16 protein-coding genes are annotated in these 16607 nt (G+C 73.6%); 11 read left to right on the forward strand and 5 right to left on the reverse strand.

What is annotated here, in order from left to right; all coding sequences use genetic code 11:
- The first annotated feature begins 112 nt into the window (after positions 1-112).
- Positions 113-2035, forward strand: coding sequence for a ricin-type beta-trefoil lectin domain protein (locus OG985_RS38155; protein WP_371674612.1), 1923 nt, complete (start codon positions 113-115; stop codon positions 2033-2035).
- A 182-nt stretch (positions 2036-2217) separates the two neighbouring features.
- Positions 2218-2868 carry a DedA family protein gene (locus OG985_RS38160; RefSeq protein ID WP_371672936.1) on the forward strand — a complete coding sequence of 217 codons (651 nt, stop codon included), beginning with the start codon at positions 2218-2220 and terminating at the stop codon, positions 2866-2868.
- A gap of 22 nt (positions 2869-2890) precedes the next feature.
- Here the strand turns inward: OG985_RS38160 and OG985_RS38165 are convergent, their stop codons facing one another.
- Positions 2891-3421 carry a gamma carbonic anhydrase family protein gene (locus tag OG985_RS38165; protein WP_371672937.1) on the reverse strand — a complete coding sequence of 177 codons (531 nt, stop codon included), beginning with the start codon at positions 3419-3421 and terminating at the stop codon, positions 2891-2893.
- 115 nt (positions 3422-3536) lie between these two features.
- Here OG985_RS38165 and OG985_RS38170 point away from each other — a divergent pair, with 115 nt between their 5' ends.
- Positions 3537-4292, forward strand: a complete 756-nt coding sequence (locus OG985_RS38170) for an acyltransferase (protein WP_371672938.1) — start codon at positions 3537-3539, stop codon at positions 4290-4292.
- A gap of 96 nt (positions 4293-4388) precedes the next feature.
- Here OG985_RS38170 and OG985_RS38175 read toward each other — a convergent pair whose 3' ends face one another.
- Entirely contained in the window at positions 4389-5246 is an 858-nt protein-coding gene (locus tag OG985_RS38175) for an EamA family transporter (protein WP_371672939.1), read from the reverse strand.
- Positions 5247-5464: 218 nt separating this feature from the next.
- Here OG985_RS38175 and OG985_RS38180 point away from each other — a divergent pair, with 218 nt between their 5' ends.
- On the forward strand, positions 5465-6037 hold the full coding sequence (locus OG985_RS38180; protein WP_371672940.1) for a helix-turn-helix domain-containing protein: 573 nt from the start codon (positions 5465-5467) through the stop codon (positions 6035-6037).
- Positions 6038-6080: 43 nt separating this feature from the next.
- Positions 6081-6638 carry a YbaK/EbsC family protein gene (locus tag OG985_RS38185; protein WP_371672941.1) on the forward strand — a complete coding sequence of 186 codons (558 nt, stop codon included), beginning with the start codon at positions 6081-6083 and terminating at the stop codon, positions 6636-6638.
- Positions 6639-6701: 63 nt separating this feature from the next.
- On the opposite strand, the gene OG985_RS38190 is transcribed toward OG985_RS38185, so the two are convergent.
- Complete coding sequence (locus tag OG985_RS38190) at positions 6702-7859, reverse strand: cation diffusion facilitator family transporter (RefSeq protein WP_371672942.1); 1158 nt, start codon at positions 7857-7859, stop codon at positions 6702-6704.
- Between the two features lie 59 nt (positions 7860-7918).
- Here OG985_RS38190 and OG985_RS38195 point away from each other — a divergent pair, with 59 nt between their 5' ends.
- Positions 7919-8278: an ArsR/SmtB family transcription factor gene (locus OG985_RS38195; protein ID WP_371672943.1), complete on the forward strand. Its 360-nt coding sequence runs from the start codon at positions 7919-7921 to the stop codon at positions 8276-8278.
- 151 nt (positions 8279-8429) lie between these two features.
- Here OG985_RS38195 and OG985_RS38200 read toward each other — a convergent pair whose 3' ends face one another.
- Both OG985_RS38200 and OG985_RS38205 read right to left on the reverse strand, forming a co-directional pair.
- Positions 8430-9653, reverse strand: coding sequence for a 4-hydroxybenzoate 3-monooxygenase (locus tag OG985_RS38200; RefSeq protein ID WP_371672944.1), 1224 nt, complete (start codon positions 9651-9653; stop codon positions 8430-8432).
- A 32-nt stretch (positions 9654-9685) separates the two neighbouring features.
- Positions 9686-10093, reverse strand: coding sequence for a CoA-binding protein (locus OG985_RS38205; protein ID WP_371672945.1), 408 nt, complete (start codon positions 10091-10093; stop codon positions 9686-9688).
- Positions 10094-10278: 185 nt separating this feature from the next.
- Between OG985_RS38205 and OG985_RS38210 the strand changes: the two genes are divergently transcribed.
- The 5 genes from OG985_RS38210 to OG985_RS38230 all read left to right on the forward strand — a co-directional run bounded on the left by OG985_RS38210 (position 10279) and on the right by OG985_RS38230 (position 16606).
- A complete protein-coding gene (locus OG985_RS38210; RefSeq protein WP_371672946.1) occupies positions 10279-11022 on the forward strand; it encodes a hypothetical protein in 744 nt (247 codons plus the stop codon).
- Complete coding sequence (locus OG985_RS38215; RefSeq protein ID WP_371672947.1) at positions 11019-11561, forward strand: histidine phosphatase family protein; 543 nt, start codon at positions 11019-11021, stop codon at positions 11559-11561. The genes OG985_RS38210 and OG985_RS38215 overlap by 4 nt, the downstream gene beginning before the upstream one ends.
- A gap of 137 nt (positions 11562-11698) precedes the next feature.
- Positions 11699-12337, forward strand: a complete 639-nt coding sequence (locus OG985_RS38220; protein ID WP_371672948.1) for a YigZ family protein — start codon at positions 11699-11701, stop codon at positions 12335-12337.
- Positions 12338-12452: 115 nt separating this feature from the next.
- Positions 12453-13616: an exonuclease SbcCD subunit D gene (locus OG985_RS38225; protein WP_371672949.1), complete on the forward strand. Its 1164-nt coding sequence runs from the start codon at positions 12453-12455 to the stop codon at positions 13614-13616.
- Positions 13613-16606, forward strand: a complete 2994-nt coding sequence (locus OG985_RS38230) for an AAA family ATPase (RefSeq protein WP_371672950.1) — start codon at positions 13613-13615, stop codon at positions 16604-16606. The genes OG985_RS38225 and OG985_RS38230 overlap by 4 nt, the downstream gene beginning before the upstream one ends.
- Position 16607: the final 1 nt, after the last annotated feature.

Consider the following 16607-nt stretch of genomic DNA (forward strand, 5'->3'; position numbering starts at 1 on the left):
TTTGCTGCGCGTTGTTCGTGCGAAGGTGAGCCGCCTCACAGCAGCCCGTACCTGACGCGGCATAGGTATGCACCAATCAGGCACCTGCTTTCCGGTGGGCGCGCGAATTCCCATGCCGTCCTGCGGCTCGGAAGGAAATGGTTCAGTGCAATCCCCGTTCCCCCCACGACCTCCGTTCCCCCCACGTCCCGGAGCCGGTCCCGAGGAATCCGACCGCAACCTCGTGGCAGGGCTGGGCGCGCACGACACGGACGCCCGCGCCCTCGCGCTGCTGTTCGCCCGGCACTGGCGGCCGACCTACGAGTACTCCGTCATCTGCCTGGCCTCTTCGACCAGTACGGCGGCGATGGCGGCCACCGCCGCCTTCCACCGGGTACTCGCACGGCCGACCGGTGGTGCCCTGCGCCCGCAACTCCTCGCGGCGGTCCGGGACACCGCCAGGGAGTGGGCCGCGGACGACGGAATTTCCGCTCTGCTGCCGGAACTCCGCAAACCGACCGGCGGCCGGGGTCTGCTTGCCGCGAGGTCCGTCACCCCGGAAAGGCGACGGCTCGCCGAGCGCGCATTCCAAGCTCTTCCGGGAGCATCACAATGTCTGCTCTGGCACACCGAGGTGGAGGCCGAGCCCATATCCGTACCGGCGGGTCTGCTGGGAGTGGACACCGGTACCGCGACGGCCGCGAAGGAGCAGGCGCGGGAGCAATTCCGGGCGGGCTGCGTACGAGCCCACCGGGAACTCGCGCCGAGCCGGGAATGCCGCTTCTACAACCGCCTGCTCGACGTCCCGATCCGCCGTGGCGGCGCCCTGCTGCCCGACGTCCGGAAGCATCTGACGCAGTGCCGCTTCTGCCGGCACGCCGCCGAGCAGCTCAGCCACTTCGAGGACGCACTCGACGTACTGCTCGCCGAAACCGTCCTCGGCTGGGGCGCCCGCCGCTATCTCGACTCGCGGCCCGGCCGCGGCAGCGGCCCGCCCCCGTCGGCCGAGCCCGGCGCCCGGCCCCGGGCCGGCGGGCGCCACCGCCCGCCGACCGGCTCCTTCGCCGTGCCGCGCCGGCCCTCGAAGGCCCTGGTCGTGGGCGCCGGAATCACCTCGCTCGCCCTGCTGGTCACCGTGCTGGCCGCCAGAGGCTGGTCCGACGAGGGCGTTTCCGGGCCCCGTGCCACCTGGGGAGTGCCGAGTGTCAGCTCCGCCGGGTCGGGTGTCACGTCCGAGTCGTCCTCCGCCTCCGCCGGATCCCCTTCGGCCGCCCTGGTGGGGCGGTCCGGTGAGATCGGACACGGCAGACTCCGCAACCTGGACGTCGATCTGTGCCTCGGAGTTCGAGACGGTCGGATCGAAAACGGGGCGGAGACCGCACTGACGGCGTGTTCGTCCGCCGGATCCCAGCAGTGGTCGTACCAGGACGACGGGCTGCTGCGCAGCGCCGCCGACCCGACCCTCTGCCTCGACTCCGACGCGGACACGGAGATGGTCGTCCTGGCCGACTGCCTGGTGCACGCCGGTGAGGTCCGCTACGACCTCACCGTCCGGGGCGAACTGCTGCTGCGCCGGGGCGAGGGGCTGCTCGTCGCGCCCGGCGCGGGCAGGCATCTGGTCGTCACCGCGCGCGACGGGTCGACCGAGCAGCGCTGGCTGCTCGAACCCTCGGGTGAGGGCACGGGAGCGACGGAGAAGAAGAAGGAGGACAGTCCGTCGGGACGCCCTGGCGGCCCACCCGACGAACCGGCGTCACCGGAGGGTGTCGCCCCACCGCCGCCCGACGGCGGGTCCCCGCCGCGGCGACCGGAGGACGCGCCGCAGCAGCAGCAGCCGCGATACGAGACGCGTGTCGCCCAGGTCGGCCACGGCACCGGTAGCGGTACGGACACCGGCAGTGGCAGTGGCAGTGGCAGCGGGGCCGGGGCGGGTGCAGGGCACGACGAGCCGCCGAAACCCTCCGACGCGGCCGACGCACTCGCGTCCGGAGCCCTGGACACCGCCTCGTCGGTCGTCGGCACCGCCACGACCGCTCTCGGGTCCCTTCTCGGATAGGCCGGTTCCTTCGTCGGTGGCCCAGGCCTCCTCGGCAGTGGGCGCGGCCCGCCGCGACCCGCACGGGCGGATTCGTGGGCGACGCGTGGGCCGTCGTCGTGTCCCGGTGACCCGGTAGGCTTCCCGGCGTGCGCCCTTCGTGGCGCACGCCGGGAAGAGACGCACAACGGGAGGAACCGGCGTTGCACGTCCAGGAATGGCTCGACACGGTGCCCGCGGTCGCCGTCTATGCCGTGGTAGGGCTCGTCATCGGTCTGGAGAGCCTGGGCATCCCGCTGCCGGGCGAGATCATCCTGGTCTCGGCGGCGCTGCTGTCCTCCCAGCACTCGGGCATCAATCCCGTGATCCTCGGCGCCTGCGCCAGCCTCGGCGCGGTCGTCGGTGACTCCATCGGCTACGCCATCGGCCGCAAGGGCGGGCGGCCGCTGCTGGCCTGGCTCGGCGGCAAGTTCCCCAAGCACTTCAGCGAGGGGCACATCGCGACCGCCGAGCGGTCCTTCGAGAAGTGGGGCATGTGGGCGGTCTTCTTCGGCCGCTTCGTCGCCCTGCTGCGCATCTTCGCCGGGCCGCTCGCGGGCGTGCTGCGGATGCCGTACTGGAAGTTCCTCATCGCCAACGTCCTCGGCGGCATCATCTGGGCCGGTGGCACGACCGCCGTCATCTACTACGTCGGTGTGGTCGCCGAGTCCTGGCTGAAGCGCTTCTCGTGGCTCGGGCTGGTGGCGGCCGTGCTCATCGGGCTGACCTCGATGCTGGTGCTCAAGCGCAAGGCGAAGAAGGTACAGGCCGCGCCGCGGGAGACCGAGCCGGAAGCTGTGCCGGCCGCGGAGTAGGCCTCGGCCTGCCTCTTCGGACTTACCCTTCGTGCACCTCGCGGTGGGCCTTGGCCAGTTCCGCGTACATCGTGCCGTTCAGCGAGATGCCCTCGCGCTCCTCGGTCGTCAGCTCCCGCCTGACCTTGGCGGGTACCCCCGCGACCAGTGAGCCCGGGGGGACCCGCATGCCCTGCGGGACCAACGCCTGCGCGGCGACCAGGGAACCGGCGCCGATCACCGCCCCGTTGAGGACGGTGGCGCCCATGCCGATCAGGCAGTCGTCCTCGACGGTCGCCCCGTGCACGACGGCGTTGTGGCCGATGGAGACGCGCTCGCCGATGGAGATCGGGAAGCCCGGGTCGACGTGCAGCGTGCAGTTGTCCTGGACGTTGCTGTGCGCGCCGACGACGATCGGCCCGCAGTCCGCCCGCAGCACCGCGCCGTACCAGACGCTCGCGCCCGGGTGCAGCGTCACCTCGCCGATCACCACGGACGTGGGCGCCGTGAACGCCTCCGGGTCCACCTGCGGGTCCTTGCCGCCGATGCCCGTGATCAGCGCCCTGTGCGTCATCTCCGTCTCCCCGCTCCTCGGTGCCCGGTACCCCGGCACCGTACGCCATCCGGTGGGGCGAAGATCACAGGGCTACGGCCACGTCGGGCCGGGGCGCGCTGAGTACGGTGTGCGGGTGCCGAAGCGCAAGAACACGTTCTCATCATGGCGGCGCGGCCTCCCGCAGCGCGCCGTCCACGCGGTCTGGGCCTGGGTGCAGCGCACCGGCTCCGTCACCGCGGCGCACCCGGGACGCTTCCGCTTCGGCGCGCTGGGCACGGGCACCCGGCTGGCCTTCCCGCTCGGCACGGTCTTCGGCGAACCCTGGATCCACCTGGGCGCCCACTGCATCGTCGGCGAACAGGTCACTCTGACCGCCGGCCTGATGCCCGACCTCGACCTGGGCCCGGACCCGATCCTGCGCATCGGCGACGGAGTCGTGCTGGGGCGCGGCAGCCACGTCATCGCCGACACCACGGTCACCATCGGCAGCGACTGCTATTTCGGGCCGTACGTCTACGTCACGTCCACGAACCACTCCTACGACGATCCGCACGAGCCCATCGGCAAGCAGTGGCCGCGGATGGAGCCGGTGCAGATCGGTTCCGGATGCTGGATCGGGACCGGCGCGGTGATCCTGCCGGGAGCGCGCATCGGGCGCAACGTGGTGGTGGCGGCGGGCGCCGTCGTACGGGGTGTGGTGCCCGACCACGCCGTGGTCGCCGGGGCGCCGGCCCGCGTCGTACGGCGGTGGACGTCCGTCGACGGCTGGCAGCCGCCGCTCAGGACCCCCGCGCCGGTGCCGATCCCCGACGGTGTCACGCCGGATCAGCTGCGCGCGCTGGCGGAGCTGGACGAGGAGACGGCGGCGAAACTCGCCGAGATGGACTGAGCCGGCGCCGGCGCGCTCACAGCCGCCTCGCTCACGGCCGCCACCCCGGCGCACGCCACGGCCGCCGAGGCCGTGGCGGCCTGCCGGCCCGCGCTCTCAGCCGGTGGCCAGCAGCAGCGTGCCGACCAGGGCGAGCCCCGCGCCCGCCGCCTGGATCGCCCGCAGGCGTTCGCTCAGGAACCCGCGCGCGGCCAGCGCGGTCACGACCGGGTACAGCGAGGCGAGGACGGCGGCCACGGTGACCGGGCCGTGCTGGGCGGCGACGGAGTACGTGCCGTTCGCCGCGACGTCGGCGAGTCCGACGAAGCCCAGCGCCGGCAGGAAACCCCACGGGAAGCCGGCCTCCGGGAGCGCGTCCCCGCCCCGCTTCACCGAGACGTACAGCGCGGCGCCACCCGTGGCGACGTTGGTCACCCGCTGCACGAAGAGGGCGAGGAACAGACCGGTGACGGTCGTCGACGCCTCCGCGATGAGGGCGAACACCGTGCCGAAACCGAGCGCGGCGACCAGCGAGAGCAGCAGTGCCTGCCGCTGCACGGAGGCGCCCCTCAGCTGCGGTCCGCCCGCCAGGACCACCCCCGCGACGGCGACCGCGATCCCCCCGACCTGTACGAGCCCCGGCCGTTCGCCGAGGAAGAGGCCCACTCCGACGGGCACGGCCACGCTCAGCGTGGCGAGCGGGGAGACGACGCCCATGGGGCCGAGCGCGAGGGCCTTGTAGAAGGCGAGCAGGGCGACCGGGCCGACCAGGCCGGCGGCGAACGCGAACCACAGGCGCGGCCCGGCCTCGCTCCAGCCGCCGGTGGCCACCACGATCGCGCCGAGCACGACCGCCGCGATGCCCTGCGAGACGACGACCACGGTGAGCGCGGGGACGCGCCGGGTGAGCAGTCCGCCGCCGAAGTCGGCCAAGCCCCACAGCAGGCTGGTGGCCAGGGCGAAGAATGCTGTCACGGTCTGCCTCGCAGTACAGTTCGGTGGACGATCCGGTGCACCACACCGTAGTGCAGTGGAATGGACTCAGTCATCCATAATACTGGCCGAACCGCCGTGGGTGACCCTCCGGGGCACCGGACGCGACGGACGGGCGAGAACGTCCGGCGACAGACGGACGGAACGCGGACGGAAGACGGACGAAGGATGGACGGAATGACGGACGGAATGGACGGAACGTGTCGGACCTCGACCTGCTGAACCAGTCCCTGGCGCGCAACGTCAAGCGCTGGCGCACCGAGCGCGGCTTCACCCTGGACGCGCTGGCCGCCCGCGCCGGGGTCAGCCGCGGCATGCTCATCCAGATCGAGCAGGCCCGGACCAACCCCAGCATCGGCACGGTCGTGAAGATCGGTGACGCGCTCGGGGTCAGCATCACCACCCTGCTCGACTACGAGCAGGGCCCGAAGGTCCGCGTCGTCCCCGCCGAAGGCGCCGTGCGTCTGTGGCACACCGACGCCGGCAGCTACAACCGGCTGCTCGCGGGTGCCGAGGCGCCCGGCCCGCTCGAGATGTGGGACTGGCATCTCATGCCGGGCGAGAGCAGCCTCTCGGACCCGCACCCCACCGGTACGGTCGAACTCGTCCACGTCACGGCGGGGGAACTCACGCTCACTGTCGACGGCGTGCGGCACCGTGTCCCCGCCGGAGCGACCGCCACCTTCGAGGCGAACACCCCGCACACGTACGGCAACGACGGTGACGTACCCATGGACATGGTGATGGCCGTCTCGGTCCCGCCCGTGCACTGAGATCCCTCACGGGGCGCGGCCGACCGGCTGTTAGCGTGCGGTCATGCGCGCACCCATCGGGAACTTCGACCAGGCCACCCCCGCTCCCGACTGCCTCGACGAGCTGATCGGCCCGGTCGCCGACGCCGTACGCCAGTGGCGCGGCAGCGTCCCCGCCGACCGGATCGTCCACGTCGACACCGACCCCCGGTGGGCCGACACGGCGGTCTTCGTCGAGCACTACGGACGGGAGCTGCTCGAGCAGTCGGCGAACTGTGTGGTCGTCGCGGGCAAGCGGGGTGGTGAGTCCACCCTCGCCGCATGCGTCGTGCTGTCCACCACCCGGGTCGACGTCAACGGCGTCGTGCGCCGACAACTCGGCGCACGCAAGGCCTCGTTCGCCTCCATGGACACCGCTACGGGCGAGACCGGCATGGAGTACGGCGGCATCACCCCGATCGGACTGCCCGACGGCTGGCCCGTGTTGGTGGACTCGGCCGTCGTGGATCTGCCGTACGTGCTGGTCGGCAGCGGACGCCGGCGCGGCAAACTGCTGGTGCCGGGCAAGGCGTTCGCGGAACTGCCCGGAGCGGTGGTGATCGAGGGGCTCGGGACTGCCTGACCTCGGGCGTCCGAGAGCTCGGGACGGCCTGACCTCGGGCGTCCGGAAGACCTCGGGTGCGGCTCAGGCCGTCAGGTGGTGGGCCAGCGCGAGGTGCGGGTCGCTCTCGCCGGGGGCCGGCGCCGGATCGGCGTGCACCAGGGCGGCGGTGAGTCGCGGAACGGCGTGCAGCAGAGCGTGTTCCGCCTCGACGGCGACCGCGTGCGCCGCCCGCACCGTCACGTCGCCGTCCACCACGACCACCACCTCGGCGCGCAGGCGGTGACCGATCCAGCGCAGGCGCACCTCGCCCACCTCGCGCACGCCGGCCACCTCGCGCAGGGCCTGCTCGGCCCGGTCCACCAGAGCCGGGTCGACGGCGTCCATCACCCGCCGGAACACCTCGCGCGCCGCGTCCCGCAGCACCAGCACGATCGCCGCGGTGATCGCCAACCCCACGACAGGGTCCGCCAGTTGCCAGCCGAGCGCCGCGCCGCCCGCGCCCAACAGCACGGCCAGTGACGTGAATCCGTCGGTACGGGCGTGGAGTCCGTCCGCGACCAGCGCGGCCGAGCCGATGGCGCGGCCGACCCGGATCCGGTAACGCGCCACCCACTCGTTGCCCGCGAAACCCACCAGCGCGGCCACGGCGACCGCCGGAACATGGGTGAGCGGGCGCGGGTCGAGCAGCCGGTCGACCGCCGCCCACGCCGCGAAGGCGGCGGACGCGGCGATGGTCAGCACGATCGCGATGCCCGCCAGGTCCTCGGCCCGTCCGTACCCGTACGTGAAGCGCCGCGTGGCCACCCGCCGGCCCAGCACGAAGGCGATCCCGAGCGGTACGGCGGTCAGCGCGTCCGCCGCGTTGTGCACCGTGTCGCCGAGCAGCGCCACCGAACCGGAGACGGCCACCACGACCGCCTGCGCCAGGGCCGTCACACCGAGCACCGCCAGCGACACCCACAGGGCGCGCATTCCGCGCGCCGAGGTCTCCAGCGCGGAGTCCAGCTTGTCGGCCGTCTCGTGCGAATGGGGGGTGAGGAGGTGGCCGAGGCGGTGGGTGAGGCGGTGACGCGGGCGACGTTCGTCGCCTCGGGGGTGCCCGTGACCGTGGCCGTCACCGGAATGGTGCCCGTGCCCCTGATCGCGGTCGGGACGGGCGTGGGAGTGGGTGGTCTCGTGCCCGTGCCCGTGCCCGTGTCCGTGGTCGTGGTCGTGTCCGTGGTCGTGCCGGTCCCTCACGTCGGTTCCCTTCGCTGCGGGGAGTGGACGTGTGACGCCCACGACGTCATTATGTGCGTATGAGCGCACGCATGCACCTGTCACCTGCGCACGATGCGCACCCGCGCACCCCCGGCGAGGAGCAGTTCGCCCTCGCCGCCGAGCTCCTCGCCCTGCTCGGCGACCGCACCCGGCTCGCCCTGCTGCACGCACTGACCAGGGGAGAAGCCGACGTTACGACGCTCACCGAGGCGTGCGGGGCGGCCCGGCCGGCCGTCAGTCAGCACCTGGCCCGGCTGCGTCTCGCGGGACTCGTGAACACCCGCAAAGAGGGGCGCCGGGTGGTCTACGCACTCCGGGACGGGCACCTGCGCCGACTGGTCGACGAGGCGCTGAACGTGGCCGACCACCGGCTCAGCGACCGCCCTCCGCACGACTGAGCCGCGCCGCAGCCGAATCGGGGCCCGCGCCTCACGCGTCCACGCGCCTCACGCGTCCACGCGTCCACGCGTCCACGCGTCCTCACGTGAAGCTGCCTTCGGCAGCGCGAACTCACCTTCCGGCCTCCCGGCGCCCGGTCTCCCGGCGGTACTAGAAGCCCGCGTCCTTGCCGAGGTACTGCTCCGCGAACGCGGCTGCCGCGGTGGGGGAGCCGAAGACGCGGCGCAGCCGGGCGAGCGTGGTGCCCGCGCGGTACGGATCACCCGATGACGCGCCGTGGTACACCTCGGACAGCCACTGGGAGAACTCCTGGTAGTCCCACACCCGCCCCAGACACGCCTCCGAGTAGTCGTTCAGCCCGCTGCCGTCGCCCTTCGTGAGGTGGGCGACGAGTCCGTCGCCGAGCAGGAAGGCGTCGTGCAGCGCGAGGTTCATGCCCTTCGCCGCGATCGGCGCGGTGAGGTGGGCGGCGTCCCCGGCCAGGAAGAGACGGCCGAAGCGCATCGGCTCGACCACGTAGTTGTGCATGTCCAGCACGCGCTTCTCGATCAGCCGCCCCTCATTGAGCGGCGGGGCTCCCGCCGCGGTGAGCCGCTGCCGGAGTTCGGCCCAGACGCGTTCGTGCGGCCAGTTCTCCGGGTCGTCGCCCGGCGGGCATTCGAGGTAGTAGCGGGTCACCTCGGGGCTGCGGGCCATGTGCCCGGCGAAGCCGTCCGGGTGGATGCCGAAGACGACGCAGTCGTCGGACGGCGGCGCCTCCGCGAGCAGCGCCAGCCAGCCGATGCCGTAGTCGTGCCGCGAGATGTGGACACGCCCGGGCGGCAGCGAGGCCCGGGTCACTCCGCGCGCCCCGTCGCACCCCGCGACGAAGTCCGTCTGGACCACCTGTCGTCGACCGGTTTCGGGGCAGGTGTACGACACCGAGGGCCGGGCCGTGTCCAGATCGTGCAGTTCGACGTCGCGCACGCCGAAGCGCACGTCTCCGCCGCGCACCTCCGCGTACTCGCGCACCAGGTCCGTCACCAGCAAGGGCTGCGGATAGACGAAGTGGTGATGCCCGGTCAGCCCGGCGTAGGCGAACCGGTATCGCTCCCCGGCGAACCGGAACTCGCATTCCTCGTGCACCTGTGCCCGCTCCAGCAGGGTGTCGGCGAGACCACGCTGCTGGAGCCCGCGCACGGCCCACTCCTCCAGCACGCCCGCCCGGGGCCGCTGTTCGATGAACGCGCGTGTCTCGGTCTCGAGGACCAGGCAGTCGACGGAGGCGGCCCGCAGGATGTTGGCGACGGTGAGACCGGCCGGACCGGCACCCACGACGACCACCGGAAAGCGGTGTGCGGCAAGGGAGTTGGGGTGGGGGGAGACGGAAGTCACGCGGACATTATGTCGATGCGGGAGAACCGGTTCTAGCGCAGCCGGGGGATCTCGATGGCGGGGCAGCGGTCCATCACCATCTCCACTCCCGCGGCCCGGGTGCGGTCGTACGCGTCCTCGTCGATGACGCCGAGCTGGAACCAGACGGCCCGGGCGCCCTTCGCGACCGCCTCGTCGGCGACCGCCCCGGCGAGGTCGCCGTTCACGAAGACGTCGACCACGTCCACGTCGAAGGGGATGTCCGCGAGGGAGGCGTATCCCTGCTCTCCGTGCACCGTCTCGGCCTTGGGGTGGACGGGCACGACGCGCTTGCCGAAGCGCTGGAGCACCTCGGCCACGCCGTACGCGGCACGCCGCTGGTTGGAGGACAGGCCGACCACCGCCCAGGTGTCGCCGAGCCCGGTGAGAATCCTGCGGATCGTTTCCTCGTCGCCGTACACCGTCGGTCTCCTCGGGGCCTCGTGGATGAACTGGGAAGGAAGCAGAACCGGGAAGAACTGCCCTGTTCGACAACGGGTGAGGGCAGGCGGTGATTCCCGGTCCCCGGCGCCGCGGGATTCCGCCACCTTGTCGGATTTCGCGGGACGTGGCTGCACACGGGCGTCCGCCCGCCTACGCTCACCTCGTGCTGCGCATCATCGACGCCCGAACCGGCGAGCCCGTCGACGCCGCCCCCGCCCGACGGGGCCTGACCCGGGTCGTGGCCCATGCCCCGGGCTCCGACACCAGTGCCCTGCGGGTGCTGCTGGTCGCCGACCTCCTCGTCCGGACCCTGGAGCTCGGCGGCACGCCGGTCTGGGCGCTGCTGACCGGTGAGCGGGAGCAGGCGGAGCTGCGGGCGGGCGCCGCGGACCTCGGCATCCGGCCGTTCGAGGACAGCCGGGACGTCAGCGCGGGTCTGGGCGAGGCCCAGGTCATCCAGGTGGCGGGGAAGGGCGTGGCCGTGCCGGAGGGAGTACGGGTCGAGGTCGCGCAGGTCGACGTGGAACCGTCCGCCGGGCCGGCTGCCGGGCCCGGTCCGTTCGTCGGCGCCGATCCCGCCGCGCTTCGCCTCGCCCTGGTCTCCCGGGAGCGCGGCACACCCCTGCGGCTCGACGCGGAGGCGCTGGGCGACGCCGAGGAGACCCTCGCGCGCTGGCGTCGCGCGGTCGCGGGCTGGGCGCGCAAGCCGTCGCGGCCCGTCCCCGACGAGGTGCGCGTACAGCTCCGCGACGCCTGGGAGGACGACCTGAACGTGCCCGAGGTCCTGCGCCTCCTGCGCTCGGTGGAGACCTCGGACCTGCCGGACGGCGCCCGCTTCGAGACGTACGCCTACGCGGACCGGCTGCTCGGCCTCGAACTCACCCGCGACCTGGGATCGCCGCTGTGACCGCGCGGTCGGGAGCAGGCCCGCTGCGCCGGCTGGTCGTGCTGCGGCATGCCAAGTCCGCCTGGCCCGAGGGCGTCGCCGACCACGAGCGCCCGCTCGCTCCGCGCGGCCGCCGGGACGCGCCCGCGGTGGGCCGTGCGCTCGCCGAGGCCGACTGCCTGCCGGATCTCGCCCTGTGCTCCACCGCCGTACGCGCCCGTCAGACCTGGGACCTGGCCGCCGCCCAGTGGGCCACCCCGCCGCCGGTGCGCCACGACGCCCGGCTGTACGCCGCCGACGTGGCCGAGCTGACGGAGGTCCTGCACGGCGTGGCGGCCCAGGTCGAGACGCTGCTGCTGGTCGGCCACAACCCCGGCCTCGAGGAACTCGTCCTCGAACTCGCCGGAGACGGCCTGGGTGACGCGCTGGACCGGGTCCGCGTGAAGTTCCCGACCTCGGCGGTGGCCGTCCTGGCCTGGCACGGCCCGTCCTGGCGTGCTCTGGCCCCCGGTACGGCGCTGCTGACGGACCTGATCGTGGCGCGCGGGACGAAACGCTGAGCCGGGGTCTGTCACCCGGAGACGCACGAGCCGTGGCCCGCGCCCCGGCGCGGACATCCGCGAGAGCGCGTTTCCCGTGTGGGGAGGCCCGCACCGCCACGGACGGCCGTCGCCGCCACTCCGCATAGGCTGGCCCGATGCAGGACGAGTACCGCACCGTCGCGCGCGCGGGCGTGCACGAGACCGAGGTCAACCGCTCCCGCTTCCTGTGCGCCCTCGCCCCGGCGGCCACCGAGCGGGAGGCCCAGGACTTCGTCGCCACGGTCCGCAGGGAACACGCGGACGCCACCCACAACTGCTTCGCGTACGTCATCGGCGCCGACGCCGCGATCCAGCGGGCGAGCGACGACGGCGAACCCGGCGGCACCGCCGGCGTCCCCATGCTCCAGATGCTGCTGCGCCGCGACATGCGCTACGTCGTCGCCGTCGTCACCCGCTACTACGGCGGCGTCAAGCTCGGCGCGGGCGGCCTGATCCGGGCGTACGGCGGAGCGGTCGGCGAGGCCCTGGACACGCTCGGCACCCTCACCCGGCGCCGGTTCCGCCTCGCCACGGTGACCGTTGACCACCAGCGGGCCGGCAAACTCGAGAACGAGCTGCGCGCCACCGGCCGCGAGGTACGAGAGGTGCGGTACGCCGAGGCGGTCACCATCGAGATCGGGCTCCCGGACGCCGACGTGGACCGCTTCCGCGCCTGGCTCGCCGACGCCACCGCCGGCACGGCCGCCTGTGAACTCGGCGGCGAGGCGTACGGGGACGGGCACCAGGTCACCTGAGAGACCGGGCAAGAGTCACATCCGTGCGATAACGGGCAGACGCAGGGCCGGGCATGACGGTCGATACGGGAGTTACCGCCCGTGGTGTCGGAGCCGGCCGTTAGGCTCGGGGATCATGCGACTGCTGCACACGTCCGACTGGCATCTCGGCCGGGCCTTCCACCGGGTCAACATGCTCGGGGCCCAGGCCGAGTTCATCGGTCACCTCGTCACGACCGTGCGTGCGCACGGCGTGGACGCGGTAGTCGTGTCGGGGGACGTGTACGACCGGGCGGTGCCGCCGCTCGCCGCGGTCGAGCTGTTCGACGACGCCCTGCACCGGCTCGCCGCCCTCGGGGTGCCGACCGTGATGATCTCCGGGAACCACGACTCGGCGCGCCGGCTGGGCGTGGGCGCCGGCCTCATCGACCGGGCCGGCATCCATCTGCGGACCGAGCCCTCGGCGTGCGGCACGCCCGTCGTGCTCGCCGACGCCCACGGCGACGTCGCCTTCTACGGTCTGCCGTACCTCGAACCCGCCCTGGTCAAAGACGAGTTCGGGGTGCAGAAGGCCGGCCACGAGACGGTGCTCGCCGCCGCCATGGACCGCGTCCGCGCCGACCTCGCCACCCGCGCGCCGGGCACCCGCTCCGTCGTCCTCGCGCACGCCTTCGTCACCGGCGGCGAGACCAGCGACAGCGAGCGGGACATCACCGTCGGCGGAGTGGCCGCCGTGCCGGCCGGCGTCTTCGACGGCGTCGACTACACGGCGCTCGGACATCTGCACGGCTGCCAGACCCTCACCGAGCGCGTGCGCTACTCGGGCTCCCCGCTGCCGTACTCCTTCTCGGAGGCCGCTCACCGCAAGAGCGTGTGGCTCGTCGACCTGAGCGCCGACGGGACCGTCACCGCGCAGCGTGTCGACTGCCCCGTACCGCGCGCGCTGGCCCGCATCCGCGGGACGCTGGAGGACCTGCTGGCCGACCCGGAGCTCGAGCGGCACACCGAGGCGTGGGTGGAGGCCACGCTCACCGACCCGGTCCGCCCGGCCGACCCCATGGCCCGGCTCACCGAACGCTTCCCGCACACGCTCAGCCTCGTCTTCGACCCCGAGCGGGCCCCGGACGACCCCGACGTGTCGTACGCCAGGCGGCTGGCAGGCCGCAGCGACCAGCAGATCGCGGAGGACTTCGTGGCGCATGTGCGCGGCGCCGGACCCGACGAGCAGGAGCAGGGCGTGCTGCGGGACGCGTTCGACGCGGTGCGCGCGGACGACACCGTGCGGGAGGTGGCACGGTGAGACTCCACCGACTCGACCTCACCGCGTTCGGCCCCTTCGGCGGATCCCAGACGGTCGACTTCGACGAACTCTCGGCTGCCGGGCTGTTCCTGCTGCACGGGCCGACGGGCGCCGGCAAGACATCCGTCCTGGACGCCGTCTGCTTCGCGCTGTACGGCTCGGTGCCGGGCGCCCGCCAGAGCGGCCAGGGCGTCACCCTGCGCAGCGATCACGCCGCAGTCGCCACGCGCACCGAGGTCCGCCTCGAACTCACCGTCGCGGGGCGCCGGCTGGAGGTCACCCGGCAGCCGCCCTGGGAGCGCCCCAAGAAGCGCGGCTCGGGCACCACCCTCGACAAGGCCCAGACCTGGCTGCGCGAGTACGACCCGGCGGCCGCCGTCTGGAAGGACCTCAGCCGCTCCCACCAGGAGATCGGCGAGGAGATCACCCAGCTGCTCGGCATGAGCCGGGAACAGTTCTGCCAGGTCGTCCTGCTGCCCCAGGGCGACTTCGCCCGCTTCCTGCGCGCCGACGCCGAGGCGCGCGGCAAGCTGCTCGGCCGGCTCTTCGACACCCGCCGCTTCGCCGAGGCCGAGAAACGCCTCGCCGACCGGCGGCGGGCCACCGAGGCCCAGGTGCGCGAGGGGGACGCCGCGCTGCTGGCCGACGCGCACCGCATGCAGCAGGCCGCGGGCGACGCCATGGACCTGCCCGAGCTGACACCGGGCGAACCCGGGCTGGCCGATGCCGTGCTGAGCGCCGCCGCCGTAGCCCGCAGCACCGCCCGCGAGCAGCTGACCGTCGCCCACTGCCGCCTCACGGCCGCCGAGTCCGCCCAGGCCGCCGCCGAGCGCGCCCTCGCCGACGCGCGCGAAGTGACGCGACTGCAGAAGCGGTTCACCGAGGCGCGGGAGCGGGCCCGGCGGCTGGAGGACCAGGCCGACGCGCACCGCCTGGCGCAGGCGCGGATGGAACGGGCCCGCAAGGCCGAGGCGGTCTCGCCCGCACTGGAGCTGCGGGAGGCCGCCGACGCCGAGCACCGGCGGGCCGCATCGGCCGAGGCACGCGCCCGTATCCAGCTGCCGGACACGTTCGCCGGCGCCGGCGCGCCCGGCCTCGCGACCGCCGCCCGCCGGGCAGCCGAGGAACTGGGCGGCCTCGAATCGGCCCGCCGCGCCGAGCAGCGGCTCGCCGAACTCGGCACGGAACGCGCCGACCTGGACCGGCAGGAGCGTGCCGACGAGGACGTCCTGCAGGACACGGACGTCTGGCTCGCCGGGTGGGAGGCGACGCGCGCGGCCCTCCAGGACGGCGTCGACTCCGCCCAGGAGGCCGCGGCCAGGGCCGAACAGCTCGCCGTCCAGCACGAGCCTGCCCAGAAGCGCCTCGGGGCGGCCCGGCAGCGAGACGAGCTCGCCGCCGACACGGAGGCTGCCCAGCGGCAGGTGCTCGCCTCCGTCGAAAACGCCCAGCGGGCCCGTGCGCACTGGCTCGACCTGAAGGAACAGCGCCTGAACGGCATCGCCGCCGAACTCGCCGCGAACCTCACCGACGGCGAGCCGTGTGCTGTCTGCGGAGCCACCGAACACCCCGCCCCCGCACGCAAGATCGCCGGACACGTCGACCGGGAGACCGAGGAACGCGCCCTGACCGCCTTCCAGCGCGCCGACGAACGGCGCGTCGAGGACGAACGCCGCCTCGGCGTCGTACGGGAGGCACTGGCCGCCGCCACCGCCGAAGCCGGCGACACCCCGACGGAGCGACTGGCCGAAGAAGTCGACGCTCTGGAGCGGCTGTACACCCGGGCCCGCGGTGTCGCCTCCGGCCTGCACGCGGCCCACGAGGAGCTGCGCCGGGCCGAGCACGAGCACGAGCGGCGCAGTGCCGTACGGCAGCAGGCCGCGGTCAGATCCGCCGCCCGGGTCGGGCACCGGGAGCAGCTGGACCGTGAACGCGCCTCACTGGAGCAGGAGTTGACCCAGGCGCGGGGCGCCGCCGACAGTGTGGCCGCGCGGGCCGCGCAGCTCGAACGGCGCGCGGCACTGCTCACCGACGCCGCCGACAGCGCGCGCGCCGCCGAGGACACCGCCCAGCGCCTCAAGGACGCCGACGCCCGCCTCGCCGACGCCGCGTTCCGCGCCGGCTTCGACACCCCCCAGGCCGCGGCCGACGCCCTCCTGGACGACGCGGCCCACCGGGAGCTGCAACGACGGCTGGACGCCCGGCAGTCGGAGGAGGCCGCCGTACGCGCGGTGCTCGCCGAACCCGACACCGCGGCCGCCGCCCAGCAGCCACCCGCCGACCTCGACGCGGCGGAGCGGGCGGCGGCCGCCGCGACCCGGCGGCTGCGTGAGGCGGCCTCCGCCCGCGACGCGGCGGCCCGCCGCTGCACCGAACTGGACCGGCTGTCCGCCCGGTGCACCACCGCCGTACGCCATCTGGCGCCGCTGCGCGTGGAGTACGACCGCGTGGCCCGTCTGGCCGCCCTCGCCGCGGGCACCTCGGCGGACAACGCGCGCAGGATGCGCCTGGAGTCGTACGTCCTGGCGGCCCGGCTGGAACAGGTCGCCGCCGCCGCGACCGTACGGCTGCAGCGCATGTCGTCCGGCCGCTACACCCTCGTCCACTCCGACGACCGGACCGGCCGCGGCCGCAGCGGTCTCGGGCTGCACGTCGTCGACGCCTGGACCGGTCGTGAGCGCGACACGGCGACGCTGTCCGGCGGGGAGACCTTCTTCGCCTCCCTCGCCCTCGCGCTCGGCCTCGCCGACGTCGTCACGGACGAGGCGGGCGGGGTCAGGCTGGACACGCTCTTCATCGACGAGGGCTTCGGCAGCCTCGACGACCAGACCCTGGACGAGGTCCTCGACGTCCTCGACTCACTGCGCGAACGCGACCGCAGTGTCGGCATCGTCAGCCACGTCGCCGATCTGCGGCGCCGCATCCACGCCCAGCTGGAGATCGTGAAGGGACGGTCGGGGTCCGTGGTCCGCCAGCGGGGGTCCGGCTGAC

The sequence above is a fragment of the Streptomyces sp. NBC_00289 genome (assembly GCF_041435115.1).
GTDB lineage: Bacteria > Actinomycetota > Actinomycetes > Streptomycetales > Streptomycetaceae > Streptomyces.